Source organism: Aureibaculum luteum (genome assembly GCF_003449015.1).
GTDB lineage: Bacteria > Bacteroidota > Bacteroidia > Flavobacteriales > Flavobacteriaceae > Aureibaculum > Aureibaculum luteum.
Genome location: NZ_QRGD01000009.1, coordinates 80,550 through 95,352 on the forward strand (window position 1 = coordinate 80,550; position 14,803 = coordinate 95,352).

At 31.1% G+C, this 14,803-nt stretch carries 14 protein-coding genes; 10 read left to right on the forward strand and 4 right to left on the reverse strand.

The genetic code is table 11. From position 1 onward, the window contains the following. Positions 1-171 precede the first annotated feature (171 nt). Genes D3P13_RS18260 through ruvX form a run of 3 tightly spaced genes read right to left on the reverse strand, consistent with a single transcriptional unit; the run spans position 172 to position 1,598 of the window. A complete protein-coding gene (locus D3P13_RS18260) occupies positions 172-588 on the reverse strand; it encodes a DUF5606 family protein (RefSeq protein ID WP_117884383.1) in 417 nt (138 codons plus the stop codon). A 6-nt stretch (positions 589-594) separates the two neighbouring features. Further along, positions 595-1,173, reverse strand: coding sequence for a peptide deformylase (def, locus tag D3P13_RS18265; protein WP_117884385.1), 579 nt, complete (start codon positions 1,171-1,173; stop codon positions 595-597). Between the two features lie 8 nt (positions 1,174-1,181). After that, positions 1,182-1,598, reverse strand: a complete 417-nt coding sequence (ruvX, locus tag D3P13_RS18270; protein WP_117884387.1) for a Holliday junction resolvase RuvX — start codon at positions 1,596-1,598, stop codon at positions 1,182-1,184. 178 nt (positions 1,599-1,776) lie between these two features. Here ruvX and D3P13_RS18275 point away from each other — a divergent pair, with 178 nt between their 5' ends. Continuing rightward, positions 1,777-2,592: a 2,3,4,5-tetrahydropyridine-2,6-dicarboxylate N-succinyltransferase gene (locus tag D3P13_RS18275; RefSeq protein WP_117884389.1), complete on the forward strand. Its 816-nt coding sequence runs from the start codon at positions 1,777-1,779 to the stop codon at positions 2,590-2,592. Here D3P13_RS18275 and D3P13_RS18280 read toward each other — a convergent pair. Beyond that, positions 2,589-3,365, reverse strand: coding sequence for a Kdo domain containing protein (locus D3P13_RS18280; RefSeq protein WP_232829241.1), 777 nt, complete (start codon positions 3,363-3,365; stop codon positions 2,589-2,591). The genes D3P13_RS18275 and D3P13_RS18280 overlap by 4 nt on opposite strands. Before the next feature lie 79 nt (positions 3,366-3,444). On the opposite strand from D3P13_RS18280, the gene D3P13_RS18285 reads away from it, so the two are divergent. The 9 genes from D3P13_RS18285 (at position 3,445) to D3P13_RS18325 (ending at position 14,773) form a co-directional block, all read left to right on the forward strand. Then, the gene (locus tag D3P13_RS18285; RefSeq protein ID WP_117884391.1) at positions 3,445-4,203 is read left to right on the forward strand and encodes a glycosyltransferase family 2 protein; all 759 of its coding nucleotides are present in this window, start codon (positions 3,445-3,447) and stop codon (positions 4,201-4,203) included. A 4-nt stretch (positions 4,204-4,207) separates the two neighbouring features. Continuing rightward, positions 4,208-5,248: a CDP-glycerol glycerophosphotransferase family protein gene (locus D3P13_RS18290; RefSeq protein WP_117884393.1), complete on the forward strand. Its 1,041-nt coding sequence runs from the start codon at positions 4,208-4,210 to the stop codon at positions 5,246-5,248. Positions 5,249-5,253: 5 nt separating this feature from the next. Next, entirely contained in the window at positions 5,254-6,153 is a 900-nt protein-coding gene (locus D3P13_RS18295; RefSeq protein WP_117884395.1) for an ATP-grasp fold amidoligase family protein, read from the forward strand. Next, complete coding sequence (locus D3P13_RS18300) at positions 6,150-6,710, forward strand: L-threonylcarbamoyladenylate synthase (RefSeq protein ID WP_117884397.1); 561 nt, start codon at positions 6,150-6,152, stop codon at positions 6,708-6,710. Before D3P13_RS18295 ends, D3P13_RS18300 begins: the two co-directional genes overlap by 4 nt. Positions 6,711-6,715: 5 nt before the next feature. After that, positions 6,716-8,128 carry a CCA tRNA nucleotidyltransferase gene (locus D3P13_RS18305; RefSeq protein WP_117884399.1) on the forward strand — a complete coding sequence of 471 codons (1,413 nt, stop codon included), beginning with the start codon at positions 6,716-6,718 and terminating at the stop codon, positions 8,126-8,128. A 29-nt stretch (positions 8,129-8,157) separates the two neighbouring features. Next, complete coding sequence (locus tag D3P13_RS18310) at positions 8,158-9,918, forward strand: APC family permease (RefSeq protein ID WP_117884401.1); 1,761 nt, start codon at positions 8,158-8,160, stop codon at positions 9,916-9,918. A 167-nt stretch (positions 9,919-10,085) separates the two neighbouring features. Further along, positions 10,086-11,726: an ArnT family glycosyltransferase gene (locus D3P13_RS18315; RefSeq protein WP_117884402.1), complete on the forward strand. Its 1,641-nt coding sequence runs from the start codon at positions 10,086-10,088 to the stop codon at positions 11,724-11,726. A gap of 309 nt (positions 11,727-12,035) precedes the next feature. Then, entirely contained in the window at positions 12,036-13,346 is a 1,311-nt protein-coding gene (locus D3P13_RS18320) for a M16 family metallopeptidase (protein ID WP_117884404.1), read from the forward strand. 29 nt (positions 13,347-13,375) lie between these two features. After that, positions 13,376-14,773, forward strand: a complete 1,398-nt coding sequence (locus D3P13_RS18325) for a M16 family metallopeptidase (protein WP_117884406.1) — start codon at positions 13,376-13,378, stop codon at positions 14,771-14,773. Positions 14,774-14,803 lie beyond the last annotated feature (30 nt).

Here is a 14,803-nt window from a genome sequence, read left to right on the forward strand (position 1 = left end):
TGCGTTTTATTGGCCTTCATTTAATAGTTTTATTGTCATTCAGAGGTACGAGGAATCTTTTAATCGCAAGTTTTGATTAAAAAGATTCTTCATTCCGTTACACTACATTCAGAATGACATGTTAATTAATGCTTGTGAGCGATGATTGCCAACTCCTACTGCTACTGAAAACTATTCTTCCTCGTCATTACTATCCTCTTTAATAGAAGAGAAATCAAATTTGTTAGTAGCAAGAACATTATACCATTGAACCACTTTTTTTATATTAGAGGCATATACTCTTTCCTCATCATAGTTAGGAAGTACTTCGCTAAAAAATGATTTTAATTTATCGTTACTTTCTTTATGGCTAAGAGCTTCTTCATTACTCAGCTTTTCTGCCATATTTTTAAAAATGATACGCAAAGGCATTTCATCTTCATAGGTGTAAATGGCAATATCATTTAATACACTTACATTTTGCATTGCACTTACCGGAATCCTTTTTTTATCAATTAAAGACTGTACTAACAATCCGCCTTTGGTTTGTGAAACAATTTCGTATAATCCTGGTTTGCCAGTAATAGCAACAATTTTCTCTAATGTCATATAATATTATTTTTTAGGAAATTTCATTCGATAATCAACGTCAATATTCCCTTTACTTATGTTATTTAATTTTTTCTTTAATAATCGTTTTTTTAATGAAGATAACTTATCGGTAAATAAAATACCTTCAATATGATCGTATTCGTGCTGAACAACTCTGGCGGCTAATCCGTCCAATTGTTCAGTATGTTTTTTGAAATTTTCATCAAAATACTCAATCGTGAGTTTTTCATTTCTAAAAACATCCTCATTAATATTGGGAATGCTTAAACAACCTTCACTAAATGCCCATTCATTTCCTTCTTCAGAAGTGATTTTAGCATTTATAAATACTTTGCTGAAATTTTTCAGAAAGTCTTGCTCCTCTTTGCTTAAGTCATCATCTTCAGCAAATGGAGAGGTGTCAACAATAAACAAACGAATGGCTTTACCTATTTGAGGAGCTGCCAAACCTACACCACGAGCATTTTTCATAGTGGCTTTCATGTTTTCAATAAGCTCAATTAAATTGGGATACTCTTTATCTATTTCTGCTCCTACTTTTCTCAAAACAGGATCTCCGTATGCAACTATGGGTAATACCATTTGTAAATTTAATTTTTAAGGTTGTAAAGATACGATTGTAAAATAATTGTCGCACTAATTTCGTCAATTAATGCTTTATTTTGACGTTGTTTTTTTTTGAGACCACCATCAATCATGGTTTGGAAAGCCATTTTTGAAGTAAAACGCTCATCTACTCTTTTTATCGGTATTGTAGGATGCACTTTAGTTAATCTATTGATAAACGGAATGATAAGTGCTTCACTTTCTGAAACTTCGTTGTTCATTTGTTTGGGTTCACCTACCAAGAAAAGCTCTACTTTTTCTTGCTTCAAATAATCGACTAAAAAGTCAAAAAAATCATGTGTAGCAACGGTTGTAAGTCCAGATGCAATCAATTGCAATTCGTCAGTAACGGCAACACCTGTTCTTTTTTTACCAAAATCTATTGCTAAAATACGGGCCATATGTGGTTAAATTTTATACAAAAATAGCTTTTATGTTATAAACAACTAAAATTATGTCGATTTTAAATGAAGGGTTTATATTTGCCTCAACAATAGTAGAATTGTTATTGTTATCATGAATAGATGCGATGCATTGCATTTTGTGTGATAACTTAATAAAAACAGATAAACATAAAAAATGACCGAATTACAGAAAAATATTGAAGCAGCATGGGATAATCGTGAATTGCTTAAAGAGGAATCAACGCAAAAAAATATAAGAAAAGTGGTTGCCTTATTAGATGAAGGTAAATTACGTGTAGCTCAGCCTACCTCATCTGGATGGCAAGTTAACGAATGGGTTAAAAAAGCAGTAGTATTGTATTTTCCTATTCAAAAAATGGAAGTATTAGAGGCTGGTATTTTTGAATATCATGATAAAATACCATTGAAGAAAGGATATAAAGAAAAAGGAATTCGTGTCGTACCAAATGCTGTAGCACGCCATGGAGCCTATATTTCTAGCGGTACCATTTTAATGCCTAGTTATGTAAATATAGGAGCCTATGTCGATGAAGGTACTATGGTTGATACTTGGGCTACCGTTGGTAGTTGTGCTCAAATTGGTAAAAATGTGCATTTAAGTGGTGGTGTTGGTATTGGTGGTGTATTAGAACCATTACAAGCAGCTCCAGTTATCATAGAGGATAATTGTTTTATTGGTTCTCGTTGTATTGTAGTTGAAGGCGTAAGAGTAGAGAAGGAGGCTGTTTTAGGAGCAAATGTAGTATTGACAATGAGTACCAAAATAATTGATGTAACTGGTGATGAGCCAGTTATTACGAAAGGTGTGGTGCCTGCGGGATCTGTAGTGATACCAGGAAGCTATACCAAATCTTTTAAAGCAGGTGATTATAATGTACCATGTGCATTAATAATTGGTAAAAGAAAAGAAAGTACTAATAAAAAAACATCATTGAACGATGCTTTACGTGAATATGACGTGGCGGTTTAGTTATGGCAGAGATCACGAAAATGTTTGGCATGTAATATGTCTTTAACTACTTTTTTATGATGTGATTTGTTGAAGAAAACGTGGGTATAATGCCACATTCTTTCAAATACTTTTTCAAATGGTTGATTTATTAATGAAGCATATTCTCTGCTCATTATTTCAACCATTTCTTTTTTTGGACTAATTCGTGAAAAATTTTCCATTCTTTGGTCAAACGAAAGGGGTTCAAATTTCATTCTATTTAAATCTACCAAATAAAAATTATAACCGTCATTGTTTTTTACAATCAAAGTATTTCCACCAGAATGATCTAAAAAATGAATTCCTTTTTCATGTAGCTTAAACGTAAATCGCGTAAAAGCTGCTAAAATAGTCTCAAATTCAGGGTGATTAGGTTGTTTTAGTAAATCTTTTATCGTGAAATCATAATCTAAGAACTCGCTAATATAGAAACTGTGTTTCAATCCAAACCATGAAAAATATTCAATGTAAGCAATAGGAGTGGGGGATAGAATATTTAAACTAGTAAGCTTTTTGGTGTACTCATACGACCTTTTTGCCTTTGATTTTCTAATATACTTGTAGGCAATTTGATTCATTAAAAACGGAATCTTAAATGATTTTACAACCACAGTTAAATTGGGTAAATCAATTTTTTTTACGCTATTTCTTTTACCAGTTCCAAAACCATTTTCAAATGAATTAAAATTTAAAATAGTTTCAACTAAATCAGCTTTTAATACTTTGTATTTTTGATCAATGTGCATTTTCATTTTGTAAAATTATTACAATAAATTAAATTAATACTAAGAATTATAAAACAAATATTAAATTTGCTGTAACTGACAGAGCTTGAATAGAAAAAATAAAATAACAGCTATTATCCCTACCCTAAATGAAGAGATTCATATACAGGCTGCTATAGATTCTGTTAGCTTTGCCGATGAAATTATTGTCATAGATTCGTTTAGTCGTGATAAGACGATTGAAATTACTGAAAAAAATAAAGTTCGTGTTATACAACGTGAATTTGATGATTTTTCTTCCCAAAAAAACTATGCTATAGAGCGGGCAACACATAACTGGATATACATTCTTGATGCTGACGAGCGGGTAACAGACTTGCTAAGACAAGAAATTATTACGACACTAGATCAACCTAATGAATTTGTAGGTTTTTTTGTGTTTAGAACGTTTTATTTTTTAGGTAAAAAACTAAATTATAGTGGATGGCAACGCGATAAAGTAATTCGACTTTTTAATAGAGAATTTTGTAAGTATGATGGTAAATTGGTACATGAAACCATCGAAGCAAAGGGAAATATTGGATACTTAAAGAATAAGCTAGAACATTATTCATATCGTGGTTACGATCATTATGTCAATAAATTAAACCATTATTCAGCTCTAAAAGCGAAATCGCTGAATGAAAAGGGAAAGAAAGTTACCTTTTATCATATATTAATTAAACCACCTACTCGATTTATAATACATTATATTATAAGATTAGGCTTTTTAGATGGGTTTCCTGGCTTTGTTATCTCTACCGTTCATGCCAATGGCGTTTTAACAAGGTATATTAAATTGTGGATTTTAAGGAGTAAATTATAATACTATGCTACAACCAAAATTTTTATTATATGTATCTTATAAATATGGTTTTCCTATAGTTAGACCTTTGCAAGATGAATTGATAAAAAGGGGGTATGAAGTAGCTTGGTTTATAGAAATTGAAGAAAACAAGAAGTTTTTAAAAACAAATGACTACTTATTAAATTCTATAGAAGAGGTCTTAGAATTTGATGCCGATATAAATTTAGTATCATCCAATGAAATTCCACATTTTTTTCCAGGAATAAAAGTACAGGTATTTCATGGGTTTAGTGTTGACAAAAGGAGTCATAAAAAAGGTCATTTTAGAATTCGCGGATTATTTGATTTGTATTGTACACAAGGTCCTTCAACTACCAGAGAATTTAAAAAGTTATCATATAAACATAAACACTTTGATGTTATAGAAACGGGCTGGTCGAAAGTTGATGATTTATTTCCAACACAAAAAAAAGAGAATAAAAGACCAATAATACTTTTAGCCTCAACGTTTACTAAATCTATGAGTTTAGCTCATGATGATGAGGTATTTGAAGAGGTGAAAAGAATAATTAAATTAAATAAATGGGATTGGTTAATTACACTCCATCCTAAGATGGATAATAAAATTGTTGAAAAATTTAAATCCATTAAAGAAAAAAATGTTACTTATATAGAAAATTTAAATGATTTAGAGCCACTAAAAATAGCAGATGTAATGCTTTCTGATACTTCTTCGGTAATTACTGAGTTTTTAATTCAATATAAACCAGTGGTTACTTATAAGAATAAAAACCCTAAAAGGCATTTAATAAATATAAAGACGGCAGATGAAATAAAACAAAGTATATTATCGGCTTTAGAGTTACCAAAAGCGTTAATGAGTAATATTAAGAGTTATGTGGATGAAATTCATCCGTATGATGACGGAAAATCGAGTGCTAGAGTTGTTGATGCAACACTTTTATTTATAAAAGAGAATAGGAAGAAACGACTAAAGTCAAAACCATTAAATTTTATTAGAAAATATAAAATGTGTAAAAAATTTAAATTTTACAAGCTATAGTATTTATGACGAAAATAATTTACAGAGTATTAAAAAACTTTAAATTTTTACCAAAGCCTACGGTGTTAAAATTAAGATACAAATATTACACAGGCAAAACATTAAGATTAAATAAACCAGTTGAGTTTAATGAAAAATTACAATGGTTAAAAATGTATTACCATGTTCCTTTACTTACTCAGTTAGCTTGTAAATATGAGTCTAGGACTTATGTTAAAGAAAAAATAGGAGCACAATACCTGAATGAATTATATGGCGTTTATGACGCTCCAGATAAAGTTGAATTTGATAAATTTCCAAAACAATTTGTATTAAAAGGAGTTCATGGAAGTAGTTTAAATATTATTGTAAAAGATAAATCAACGTTAGATGTAGCTGATGTAAAGTTAAAGATGCAAAAATGGATGCAACATTGTCAGTATAAAAGAGTCGGTTATGAATGGGCATACAAGAATATAAAGCCCAGAATTATTTGTGAAAAATATTTGGAAGAACCTGGTAAAGATGCTATATCAGATTATAAGTTTTTTTGTTTTAATGGAGTACCGAAATTTATTCAAATAGATATTGATAGATCCGCAGAACACATGAGGTGTTATTATGATATGGACTGGAATAAACTTCCATTTAAATCTATTGATATGGCATTTTTAGAGGAAAATGTAGTTAAACCCTCAAATTTTGAGGAGATGAAGAAATTATCCATAACATTGGCTGATAAACTACCGTTTGTTAGAGTAGATTTTTACGCTATTGATGGTGTTACTTATTTTGGAGAACTAACATTTTATCCTAAAGATTGCAAGAAAGAGTTTACGCCAGAGAAGTACAATAAAATTATCGGTGATTATCTGGAATTACCAAAAATTCCTAATGGTCAAAAAGTGATAACCTCTATTTCGTGAAACAAGAAATTAAAAATAGTTTAGCTATATTGAGATTGGGTAAAACAATCCTTTATCCAACGGATACTGTTTGGGGTTTGGGATGCGATGCTACAAATGAAAAAGCAGTTTCCAGAATATTTGAAATAAAGAACCGTAACGAAAGTAAAAGTTTAGTGATTCTCGTTGATGGTATCAAAATGCTTAAAAAGCACGTGAGTGATATTTCAAAGGAAGTTGTCGAAATACTCAATACTTCTGAAAGGCCGACTACAATTATTTATAACAACCCCATTGGGTTAGCAAAAAACGTTATCGCGAAAGACAATACGGTGGCCATTAGAATTGTTAAACATGATTTTTGCCAGAAAATAATTGCAGCAATGGGTCATCCTCTAGTCTCTACTTCAGCAAATAATAGTGGTATGCCTACCCCTAATTCTTTTAAAGAAATTGATCAATCTATTTTGGAGGCGGTTGATTATGTGGTAAATTTGCAACTTGAGAAAATTACGACAATTCCTTCTAGAATAATAAAAATTTCTAATAATGGAGAGATTATCGTAATTAGAGATTAATATTTATGCCAGAGAACTACAAAAAAGCAATTACTTCTGAAATATTTGAATACATAACAAAAGCTTCTAAACTACTTGGTTTAGAGAGTTATGTTATTGGTGGTTTTGTACGTGATTTTTTATTGAAAAGAGACAGTGGTGCCAAAGATATTGATATTGTGACCGTAGGTAGTGGTATTGAATTAGCAAAACATGTAGCCAATTTATTACCGAATAAGCCAGAAGTGCAAGTTTTCAAAACATATGGTACAGCTATGCTTCGCTATAAAGAGGTTGAGGTAGAATTTGTAGGTGCAAGAAAAGAATCATATGCTAGAGAGAGTAGAAATCCTATTGTAATTGAAGGCACGTTACAAGATGACCAAAATCGAAGAGATTTCACTATAAATGCAATGGCATTAAGTTTAAATGAAGGTAGCTTTGGTGATTTATTAGATCCATTTAATGGTATGGAAGATTTAGCTAATGGTATTATAAAAACACCTTTAGATCCCGATATTACATATTCAGATGATCCTTTACGGATGATGCGTGCCATACGTTTTGCAACACAACTGAATTTTACTATTGAAGAAAACTCTCTAAATGCCATTACAAAAAATGCAGATAGAATAGATATTATTACTAGAGAACGTATTGTAGATGAATTGCATAAAATATTATTATCAGCAAAGCCATCGATAGGATTCAAGCTTTTAGAAAAAACACACCTTTTAGGACGGTTTTTACCAGAATTAACGGCCTTAAAGGGCGTGGAAGAAGAAAAAGGACAATCTCATAAAGATAATTTTTACCATACGTTGCAGGTGGTTGATAATATTTCTGAAAAAACAGAAAACTTATGGTTACGGTGGACTGCCTTATTGCATGATATTGGAAAAGCACCCACAAAACGGTTTGATAAAAAAATAGGTTGGACATTTCATGGGCATGAATTTGTAGGTTCAAAAATGGTTTATAAATTATTTAAACGCTTAAAAATGCCCTTGAACGAAAAGATGAAATACGTTCAGAAATTAGTGTTATTGAGTTCTAGACCTGTAATTTTGGCTGAAGACGTGACTGATTCTGCCGTACGACGTTTAATTTTTGATGCCGGTGAGGATATTGAAGATTTAATGACACATTGTGAAGCAGATATTACGACACAGAACGCTAAAAAGAGAAAACAATACCTCAATAATTTTAGAATGGTACGTGAGAAGATAGCCGATGTAGAAGAGCGTGACCAAGTTCGTAATTTTCAACCACCAATTACCGGCGAGCTAATTATGAAAACTTTTAATTTAAAACCTTGCCGACAAATAGGTACCTTAAAAGAGGCAATTAAAGAGGCAATTCTTGAGGGTGAAATTAAAAATGATTACGAAGAGGCGTATCAATTTATGTTAAAAAAGGCTAAGGAAATAGGAATGTAACAAACCTATTTACCAATAAATCTTTAGAGATGAAGAAAGTAAATAAATTAAGTGAATTAGCAGCTACAGCTATTAGTGGAAATGATATAAGCTCTTCCGTATTATATGTATCTGCATTGTCCATCGCTTTTGCAGGACAGTATGCATGGATAACTTTATTAATAGTTTCATTTGTACTTTTTCTATTCAGGAAAATATATGGAGAAGTTGTAGGGGCCTTACCCTTAAATGGTGGAGCGTATAATGCGTTATTAAATACCACGAGTAAGCGAACAGCATCTTTCGCAGCAACACTTACACTTTTATCGTATATGGCAACAGCAGTTATATCTGCAAATGAAGCAATTCATTATTTGCACCATATCGTTCCTCCAATGCCAATTATCATATCAACTATTGCTTTACTGAGTGTATTCGCTTTTTTAGTTATTGGTGGTATTTCTGAGTCTGCTAAAGTAGCAATCGGTATTTTTATATTTCATTTAGGGTCTTTAGTAATACTTGTCGGATTTATTGTTTTTTACTTATTTCAGAATGGTATAGAAACATTTATTCAGAATTGGGAGTGGCCACTTGAACATGGTAGTATTACCAATGCTATATTTTTAGGGTTTTCCGCATCCATGCTTGGTGTTTCAGGTTTTGAAAGTTCTGCAAATTTTGTTGAAGAACAGAAAAAAGGGGTTTTTCCAAAAACGCTAAAAAATATGTGGATTATAGTAAGTGTTATTAATCCGTTAATGGCGGTATTTGCATTAGCTTTATTTGCATTACCAGTGCTACAAAGTCCAGATTATCAAAATACATTATTAATTGAAATGGGTAGCCATGTAGGAGGGGAGTGGATTGCAGATTTAATCGCGGTTGATGCCTTTTTGGTATTGAGTGGTGCCGTTTTAACTTCTTTTGTAGGAGTTACAGGGTTGTTAGAAAGGTTGGCTTTAGATCGGATAATGCCACCATTTTTTCTGAAGAAAAATAAAAAAGGTAGCTCTTACAGAATAATTATTATGTTTCTGATTTTGTCAATTTCTGTATTAGTATTTACTAAAGGAGAAGTGCAGCTTTTGGCTGGTGTTTATACAATTTCATTTTTATCTGTAATGGCGTTATTTGGCATTGGTAATATTCTTTTGAAAGTTAAAAGGAGTGAGTTACCAAGACCGGAAAGGGCATCTTGGCTTGGTGTATTGGTCGCAATTGCGGCGGTTATCATTGCTTTAATTGGCAATATTTCAATACCGCCTAAAGATAATTCACCTAGTAATGTTTCGGTGTTTTTGTATTATTTTATTCCTACAATTTTGTTTGTTATGGCAATGTTGAATAGAACTTTGTTGTTGAAATTTGTATTAATATCAATTGATTACTTGTTTTCTCCAATACGTAAGTTTGTAATTTCATCTGATAGAAAAATTAGAGATGTAATAAATAAAATTAACGATCAAGAGTTTGTTTTTTTTACGAGAGGTGATAACATTGCCAGTTTAAATAAAGTGATGCTTTATGTTGGTAAAAACGAACATACAAAACGCATAAAAATTGTGACAGTTTTAGGGAAAGGTCAAAAATCTCCTCCAAACCTTGAGATGGAAATTGATTTTTTAGATAGAGAGTATCCTGAAATAAATATTGATTTTGTAAAAATAGAGGGGGAGTTTACACCAAAATTAATCCAAGAATTATCTAAAAAATGGAATGTACCCGTGAATTTTATGTTTATAGGTTCCCCTGGTGATAAATTTCCATATAGAATTGAAGAATTAGGAGGCGTTCGACTTATTATTTAAAAGATAAAAGCTGATACTTATTCCCAATAGATAGATGAAGTCTCGAACTTATTTTCTAAAATTTATTTTCATATTTTAGAATTAAAATTTTAGGTTAGATTAAGTTTTTTACCAATCCTTTTTAGGATTGTTAATTAAGTAAAATCTTATTTATTATACCAATTAACATGATAGACCTTATTAAAAAACATCCTGTTTTAAGTTTTTGTTTGTTTACAGCAATTATGCTTTTACCAAATTTAGATGTTATAGATGTTTCTATAATGGAAGCTAGAAATTTTATCACAGCTCGAGAAATGGTAAATGATGGTAATTGGTTCCTAACGACAATGAACGGAGTACCACGTTATCAAAAACCACCATTGCCAACCTGGCTTGCAGCTTTTTCAGGAATACTTTTCGGAATTAAAAGTGTTTTTGCCTTGCGGCTTCCGTCCATTATGTTTGTAATGCTAGTTGCTATTGGCATTTTTAAAATATCGCAGTTATTAGTTATGGACACTAAACAAAGTTTACAAAATAGTTTTATTGCTATAACCTCTTTCTATATTATTGGAATTATTATTGAAGAACCGTGGGATATTTTTGCACATGGGTTTATGTGCTATGCCATTTATCAATTATTTCTGTTGTTTGAAAAGGAAAGGGGATATTGGAAACATGCGATAATAGCGGGGTGTTTTATCGGATTTTCAATATTAAGCAAAGGTCCAGTTTCTATATATGCGTTAATGCTTCCTTTTTTATTGGCTTACGGTTTTACCTATAAATTTAAACATTTTAAAACGAAAGTTTTGTCCTATTTAAGTGTTATTATCCTAGCAGTAATTGTAGGTGGTTGGTGGTTTTTATATGTACGATTACAAGACGTTGATACGTTTAAGGCTATTGCTGAAAATGAAACCAATAATTGGTCAAGCTACAATGTTAAGCCCTTTTATTATTATTGGAGCTTTTTTACACAAAGTGGAATTTGGACTATAATTGCGTTTATCAGTTTGTTATACCCCTATTTGAAATCTAGAGTAAATCATTTAAAAGCCTATCAATTTAGCTTACTTTGGACACTTTTAGTATTGGTGCTATTGTCAATTATTCCAGAAAAGAAATCAAGATATTTAATGCCAATTCTAATTCCATTAGCAATAAATATTGGGTTTTATATTGATTATTTGATGAGGTGTTTTAAAACAATGACTGATAAGCGGGAAACATTTCCTGTTTATTTTAATTTTGGTTTAATTGCATCCATTGGAATTACATTCCCAGTGCTAGCATATCTCTTTTTAAAAGAGAATATTTCAAATCATTTGGTTACTTACAGTCTTGCTTCCATAGTTCTATTTACACTTAGTGTTCTAATTATTTTTTATTTAAAAAGAAAAAATATGAATATGGTGTTTAGACTAACTGTCCTGTTTTTTGCGAGTATATTGTTGACAGCTTTACCGCTTGCCGAGAGTTTTAAGAGCACTAGCTACAATTCCATTTCCAATCTTAAAATCGAAGCAGAAAGCCAGGGTTTTAAAATTTATGGGAATAATTATATTTCGCCAGAAATGATTTGGTATTTTGGCGGCAAAATTCCTTTCATTTCTTTAGATGAAGGTTTGGAAAAGTTACCAATAGAGCATAAATTTGGGTTATTGACTAAGGAGGCTTTAGATGAAGGTGTTTTACTGAGGTTAAGAAACAATTTTATTATAAATAAAATAACAACTTACAATTTAAATAGTGTTTCAGAAGCGTCTAAAACATATAAAAATAGGCTATTGAATGTTTATTATATTTTTGAAAGAAGATCGTAAATGTTCTTGTTAGGTTAAAATAAATCAAAAGAATGATTATCAAGTTAGTATACTCCATATTATATAATTATCTCTGCTTTAAATAAATACATTCTCACTACTATTTAACTACACGAAATAAATGATGTTTGATTTAATAGTAAAGCTATAAGCGTTTTAAATCGGCTATCAATAGTTTAATAACATATGATTAGTTATTAATCTTGTTAGATTACATATGGCACATTTTTAACAAACTCCTAAAAAACATTAAATGTTTTCACTTATCTTTGAATATATTTGATTATTAATAAATAGGCTTTAATAGATATGAAAAAAATAATTTTCCCGATGCTGCTTTTTTGCATGTCAATCACTTTTTCTCAAATAAAGGTTGATGATGTGAAAACATTTACGCTAGAAAATGGTATGAAATTTTTAGTAGTAGAAGATTTTTCAATCCCCAATGCCAACATGTACTCGTTCTATAAAGTGGGCAGTCGTAATGAGCATCAGGGAATTACTGGACTTTCTCATTTTTTTGAACATATGATGTTCAATGGAGCAAAAAAGTATGGACCTAAGTTATTTGATCAAACCATGGAATTTAATGGAGGTTCAAACAACGCATATACTACTGAAAATGTAACGGTTTATACCGATTGGTTCCCTGTTTCAGCACTCGAAACTATTTTTGATTTAGAAAGTGATCGTATCGCAAACTTAAGTATTGATCCAAATATGGTTGAAAGTGAAAGGGGAGTGGTTTTAAGTGAACGACGTACAGGACTTGAAAACTCGCCATGGAGATCATTAGGTGAAGCCGTTCAAGCAACTGCTTTTCAAGAGCATCCTTATCATTGGCCAGTTATTGGATACCAAGATGATATGAAACATTGGACTCAAGGTGATTTAGAGCGTTATTTTAAAACTTATTATGCTCCTAACAATTGTGTCGTAGTTATTTCAGGTGCCGTTAAAACGGAAGAGGTAAAACGGTTGGCAAAAAAATATATGGAACCAATACCTGCTCAGCCGGAGCCACCTAAAGTTTTTATTGTAGAACCTGCTCAAACAGGCGAAAGACGAATTACGGTTCAAAAAGATGTAGCAGCACCATATATGATGATAGGCTACCATACACCTGAAGCGAAGAATGATGATTATTACGCCTTAGATATTTTAAGTTCTATTCTTACGAGTGGTAATTCTTCTAGATTGTACAAAGCGTTGGTAGATAGTCAATTGGCAATTGGAATATTTACCGATTATGGCTTAAGCTTTGATCCTTATCTCTTTAATTTTTATGTAGTGTCTAATCAAGAAGTGTCTACAGATACTGTTGAAAAAACTATTTATGATGTACTTGATAAGATCAAAGAAGAGGGAATTACAGAAAAGGAGCTTCAAAAAATTAAAAATCAAAAGTTAATGGAATTCTATAATCAAGTAGAGACTATTGATGGTAAATCGAATAATATTGGGACGTACGAACTCTTTTTTGGAGACTATAAAAAAATGTTTGATGCTCCAGCAAATTTTAACAAAGTTACGATTGATGATGTTAAACGTGTAACAAAAAAATATTTTACTAAAAGTAACAGAACAGTAGGTGTTCTAAAAGCCAATGTTGAAGAATAATTAGTGTTAAAAAAATCAAAATCTGAATAATGAAAGCAATGCGAAAAACAACAATTTTATTTTGTTCATTACTTGTAATGGCTTTAAATATACAAGCACAATCATATAAATTACCTGATTATAAAAGCTTTACATTGTCTAACGGACTCACCGTTAATTTAATGGAACAACATGACGTACCTGTAATAAGTGTGTCTGTAATATTACCTGCAGGAGCTATTTACGATAGTAGCCAATCGGGTATTGCTTCGTTAACAGCCAATGCCTTAAAACATGGTACTAACAATTATACTAAAAGTAAACTAGATGAAGCGTTAGATTATGTTGGTGCAACTATATCTACTTATTCGGGTAAAGAATATGCGGGTTTGTCATCTAAATTTGCCACCAAGGATCAAGAGTTAGTTTTAAATCTAATAAAAGAAATTTTAATTGCTCCTACTTTTGATGTTACTGAATTTGAAAAAGCAAAGGCAAGAACGTTGGTTTCTTTAACTCAAGAAAAGGAAAGTCCTCGTTCAGTGATAGGAGATTATAATAATAAATTAATTTATGGTAATCATGTTTATAGCAATAAAATAAACGGATTAGAATCTACAGTGAGCCAATTTACTGTTAATGATATAAAAAGCTTTTATAAAACTCATTATTCACCAAATAATGCTGCCATTAGTATTGTTGGAGATTTTTCTACAAAAGCAATGAAAAAATCGATTTCAAAATTGTTTTCAAGTTGGAAAAAAGGAAAGACAAGTGAAAATTTAGCATCTCAGCCCGTAGTTCCCTATAGTGAAGCTAAAGTACTATTAGTAAATAAAGAGGATGCCAAAGAAACTACGTTTTATATTGGAGGTAAAGGAATTAGTAGAAACAATACTGATTATATTGGTATTGATATTGTGAATACGCTTTTTGGGGGTAGATTTACTTCCATGTTAAATGACGAATTGAGGGTAAATTCAGGTTTAACTTATGGAGCTGGAAGTCGATTTAATACCTACAGATATAGTGGTACTTTTTACATCAGTACGTTTACGGCTCTTGAAACTACAGAACAGGCCATTGATAAAACGTTAGAGGTCTTACGTAATCTACATGAAAACGGATTGGATGAAAAGGGCTTGACTTCTGCTAAAAATTATGTAAAAGGACAATTTCCACCGGATTATGAAACTACAGGTCAGTTAGCAGGATTACTGTCTGAAATGTTTTGGTTTGATTTTGACAAATCGTTTATTAATGATTTTGAAAAAAATGTGGATGCCATAAACTTAAAAAAAGCAAATGAAATTATTAAAACATATTTTCCTAAAGATAAATTGCAGTTTGTCCTAATAGGAAAGACAGAAGCCATTAAGGATATTGCCAAAAAATATGGAAAGGTAATTAATGTAGAAATAAAAGAGGAAATTACTGGAGAATATTAGTCAGTATCTATAAAAAAATTACGGTTATTA

Excerpts from the sequence above, each read along its gene's own strand:
- D3P13_RS18260 (WP_117884383.1), bottom strand. The coding sequence starts at position 588 with ATGACATTAGAGAAAATTGTTGCTATTACTGGCAAACCAGGATTATAC.
- def (WP_117884385.1), bottom strand. The coding sequence starts at position 1,173 with ATGGTATTACCCATAGTTGCATACGGAGATCCTGTTTTGAGAAAAGTA.
- ruvX (WP_117884387.1), bottom strand. The coding sequence starts at position 1,598 with ATGGCCCGTATTTTAGCAATAGATTTTGGTAAAAAAAGAACAGGTGTT.
- D3P13_RS18275 (WP_117884389.1), top strand. The coding sequence starts at position 1,777 with ATGACCGAATTACAGAAAAATATTGAAGCAGCATGGGATAATCGTGAA.
- D3P13_RS18280 (WP_232829241.1), bottom strand. The coding sequence starts at position 3,365 with ATGAAAATGCACATTGATCAAAAATACAAAGTATTAAAAGCTGATTTA.
- D3P13_RS18290 (WP_117884393.1), top strand. The coding sequence starts at position 4,208 with ATGCTACAACCAAAATTTTTATTATATGTATCTTATAAATATGGTTTT.
- D3P13_RS18295 (WP_117884395.1), top strand. The coding sequence starts at position 5,254 with ATGACGAAAATAATTTACAGAGTATTAAAAAACTTTAAATTTTTACCA.
- D3P13_RS18305 (WP_117884399.1), top strand. The coding sequence starts at position 6,716 with ATGCCAGAGAACTACAAAAAAGCAATTACTTCTGAAATATTTGAATAC.
- D3P13_RS18310 (WP_117884401.1), top strand. The coding sequence starts at position 8,158 with ATGAAGAAAGTAAATAAATTAAGTGAATTAGCAGCTACAGCTATTAGT.
- D3P13_RS18315 (WP_117884402.1), top strand. The coding sequence starts at position 10,086 with ATGATAGACCTTATTAAAAAACATCCTGTTTTAAGTTTTTGTTTGTTT.
- D3P13_RS18320 (WP_117884404.1), top strand. The coding sequence starts at position 12,036 with ATGAAAAAAATAATTTTCCCGATGCTGCTTTTTTGCATGTCAATCACT.
- D3P13_RS18325 (WP_117884406.1), top strand. The coding sequence starts at position 13,376 with ATGAAAGCAATGCGAAAAACAACAATTTTATTTTGTTCATTACTTGTA.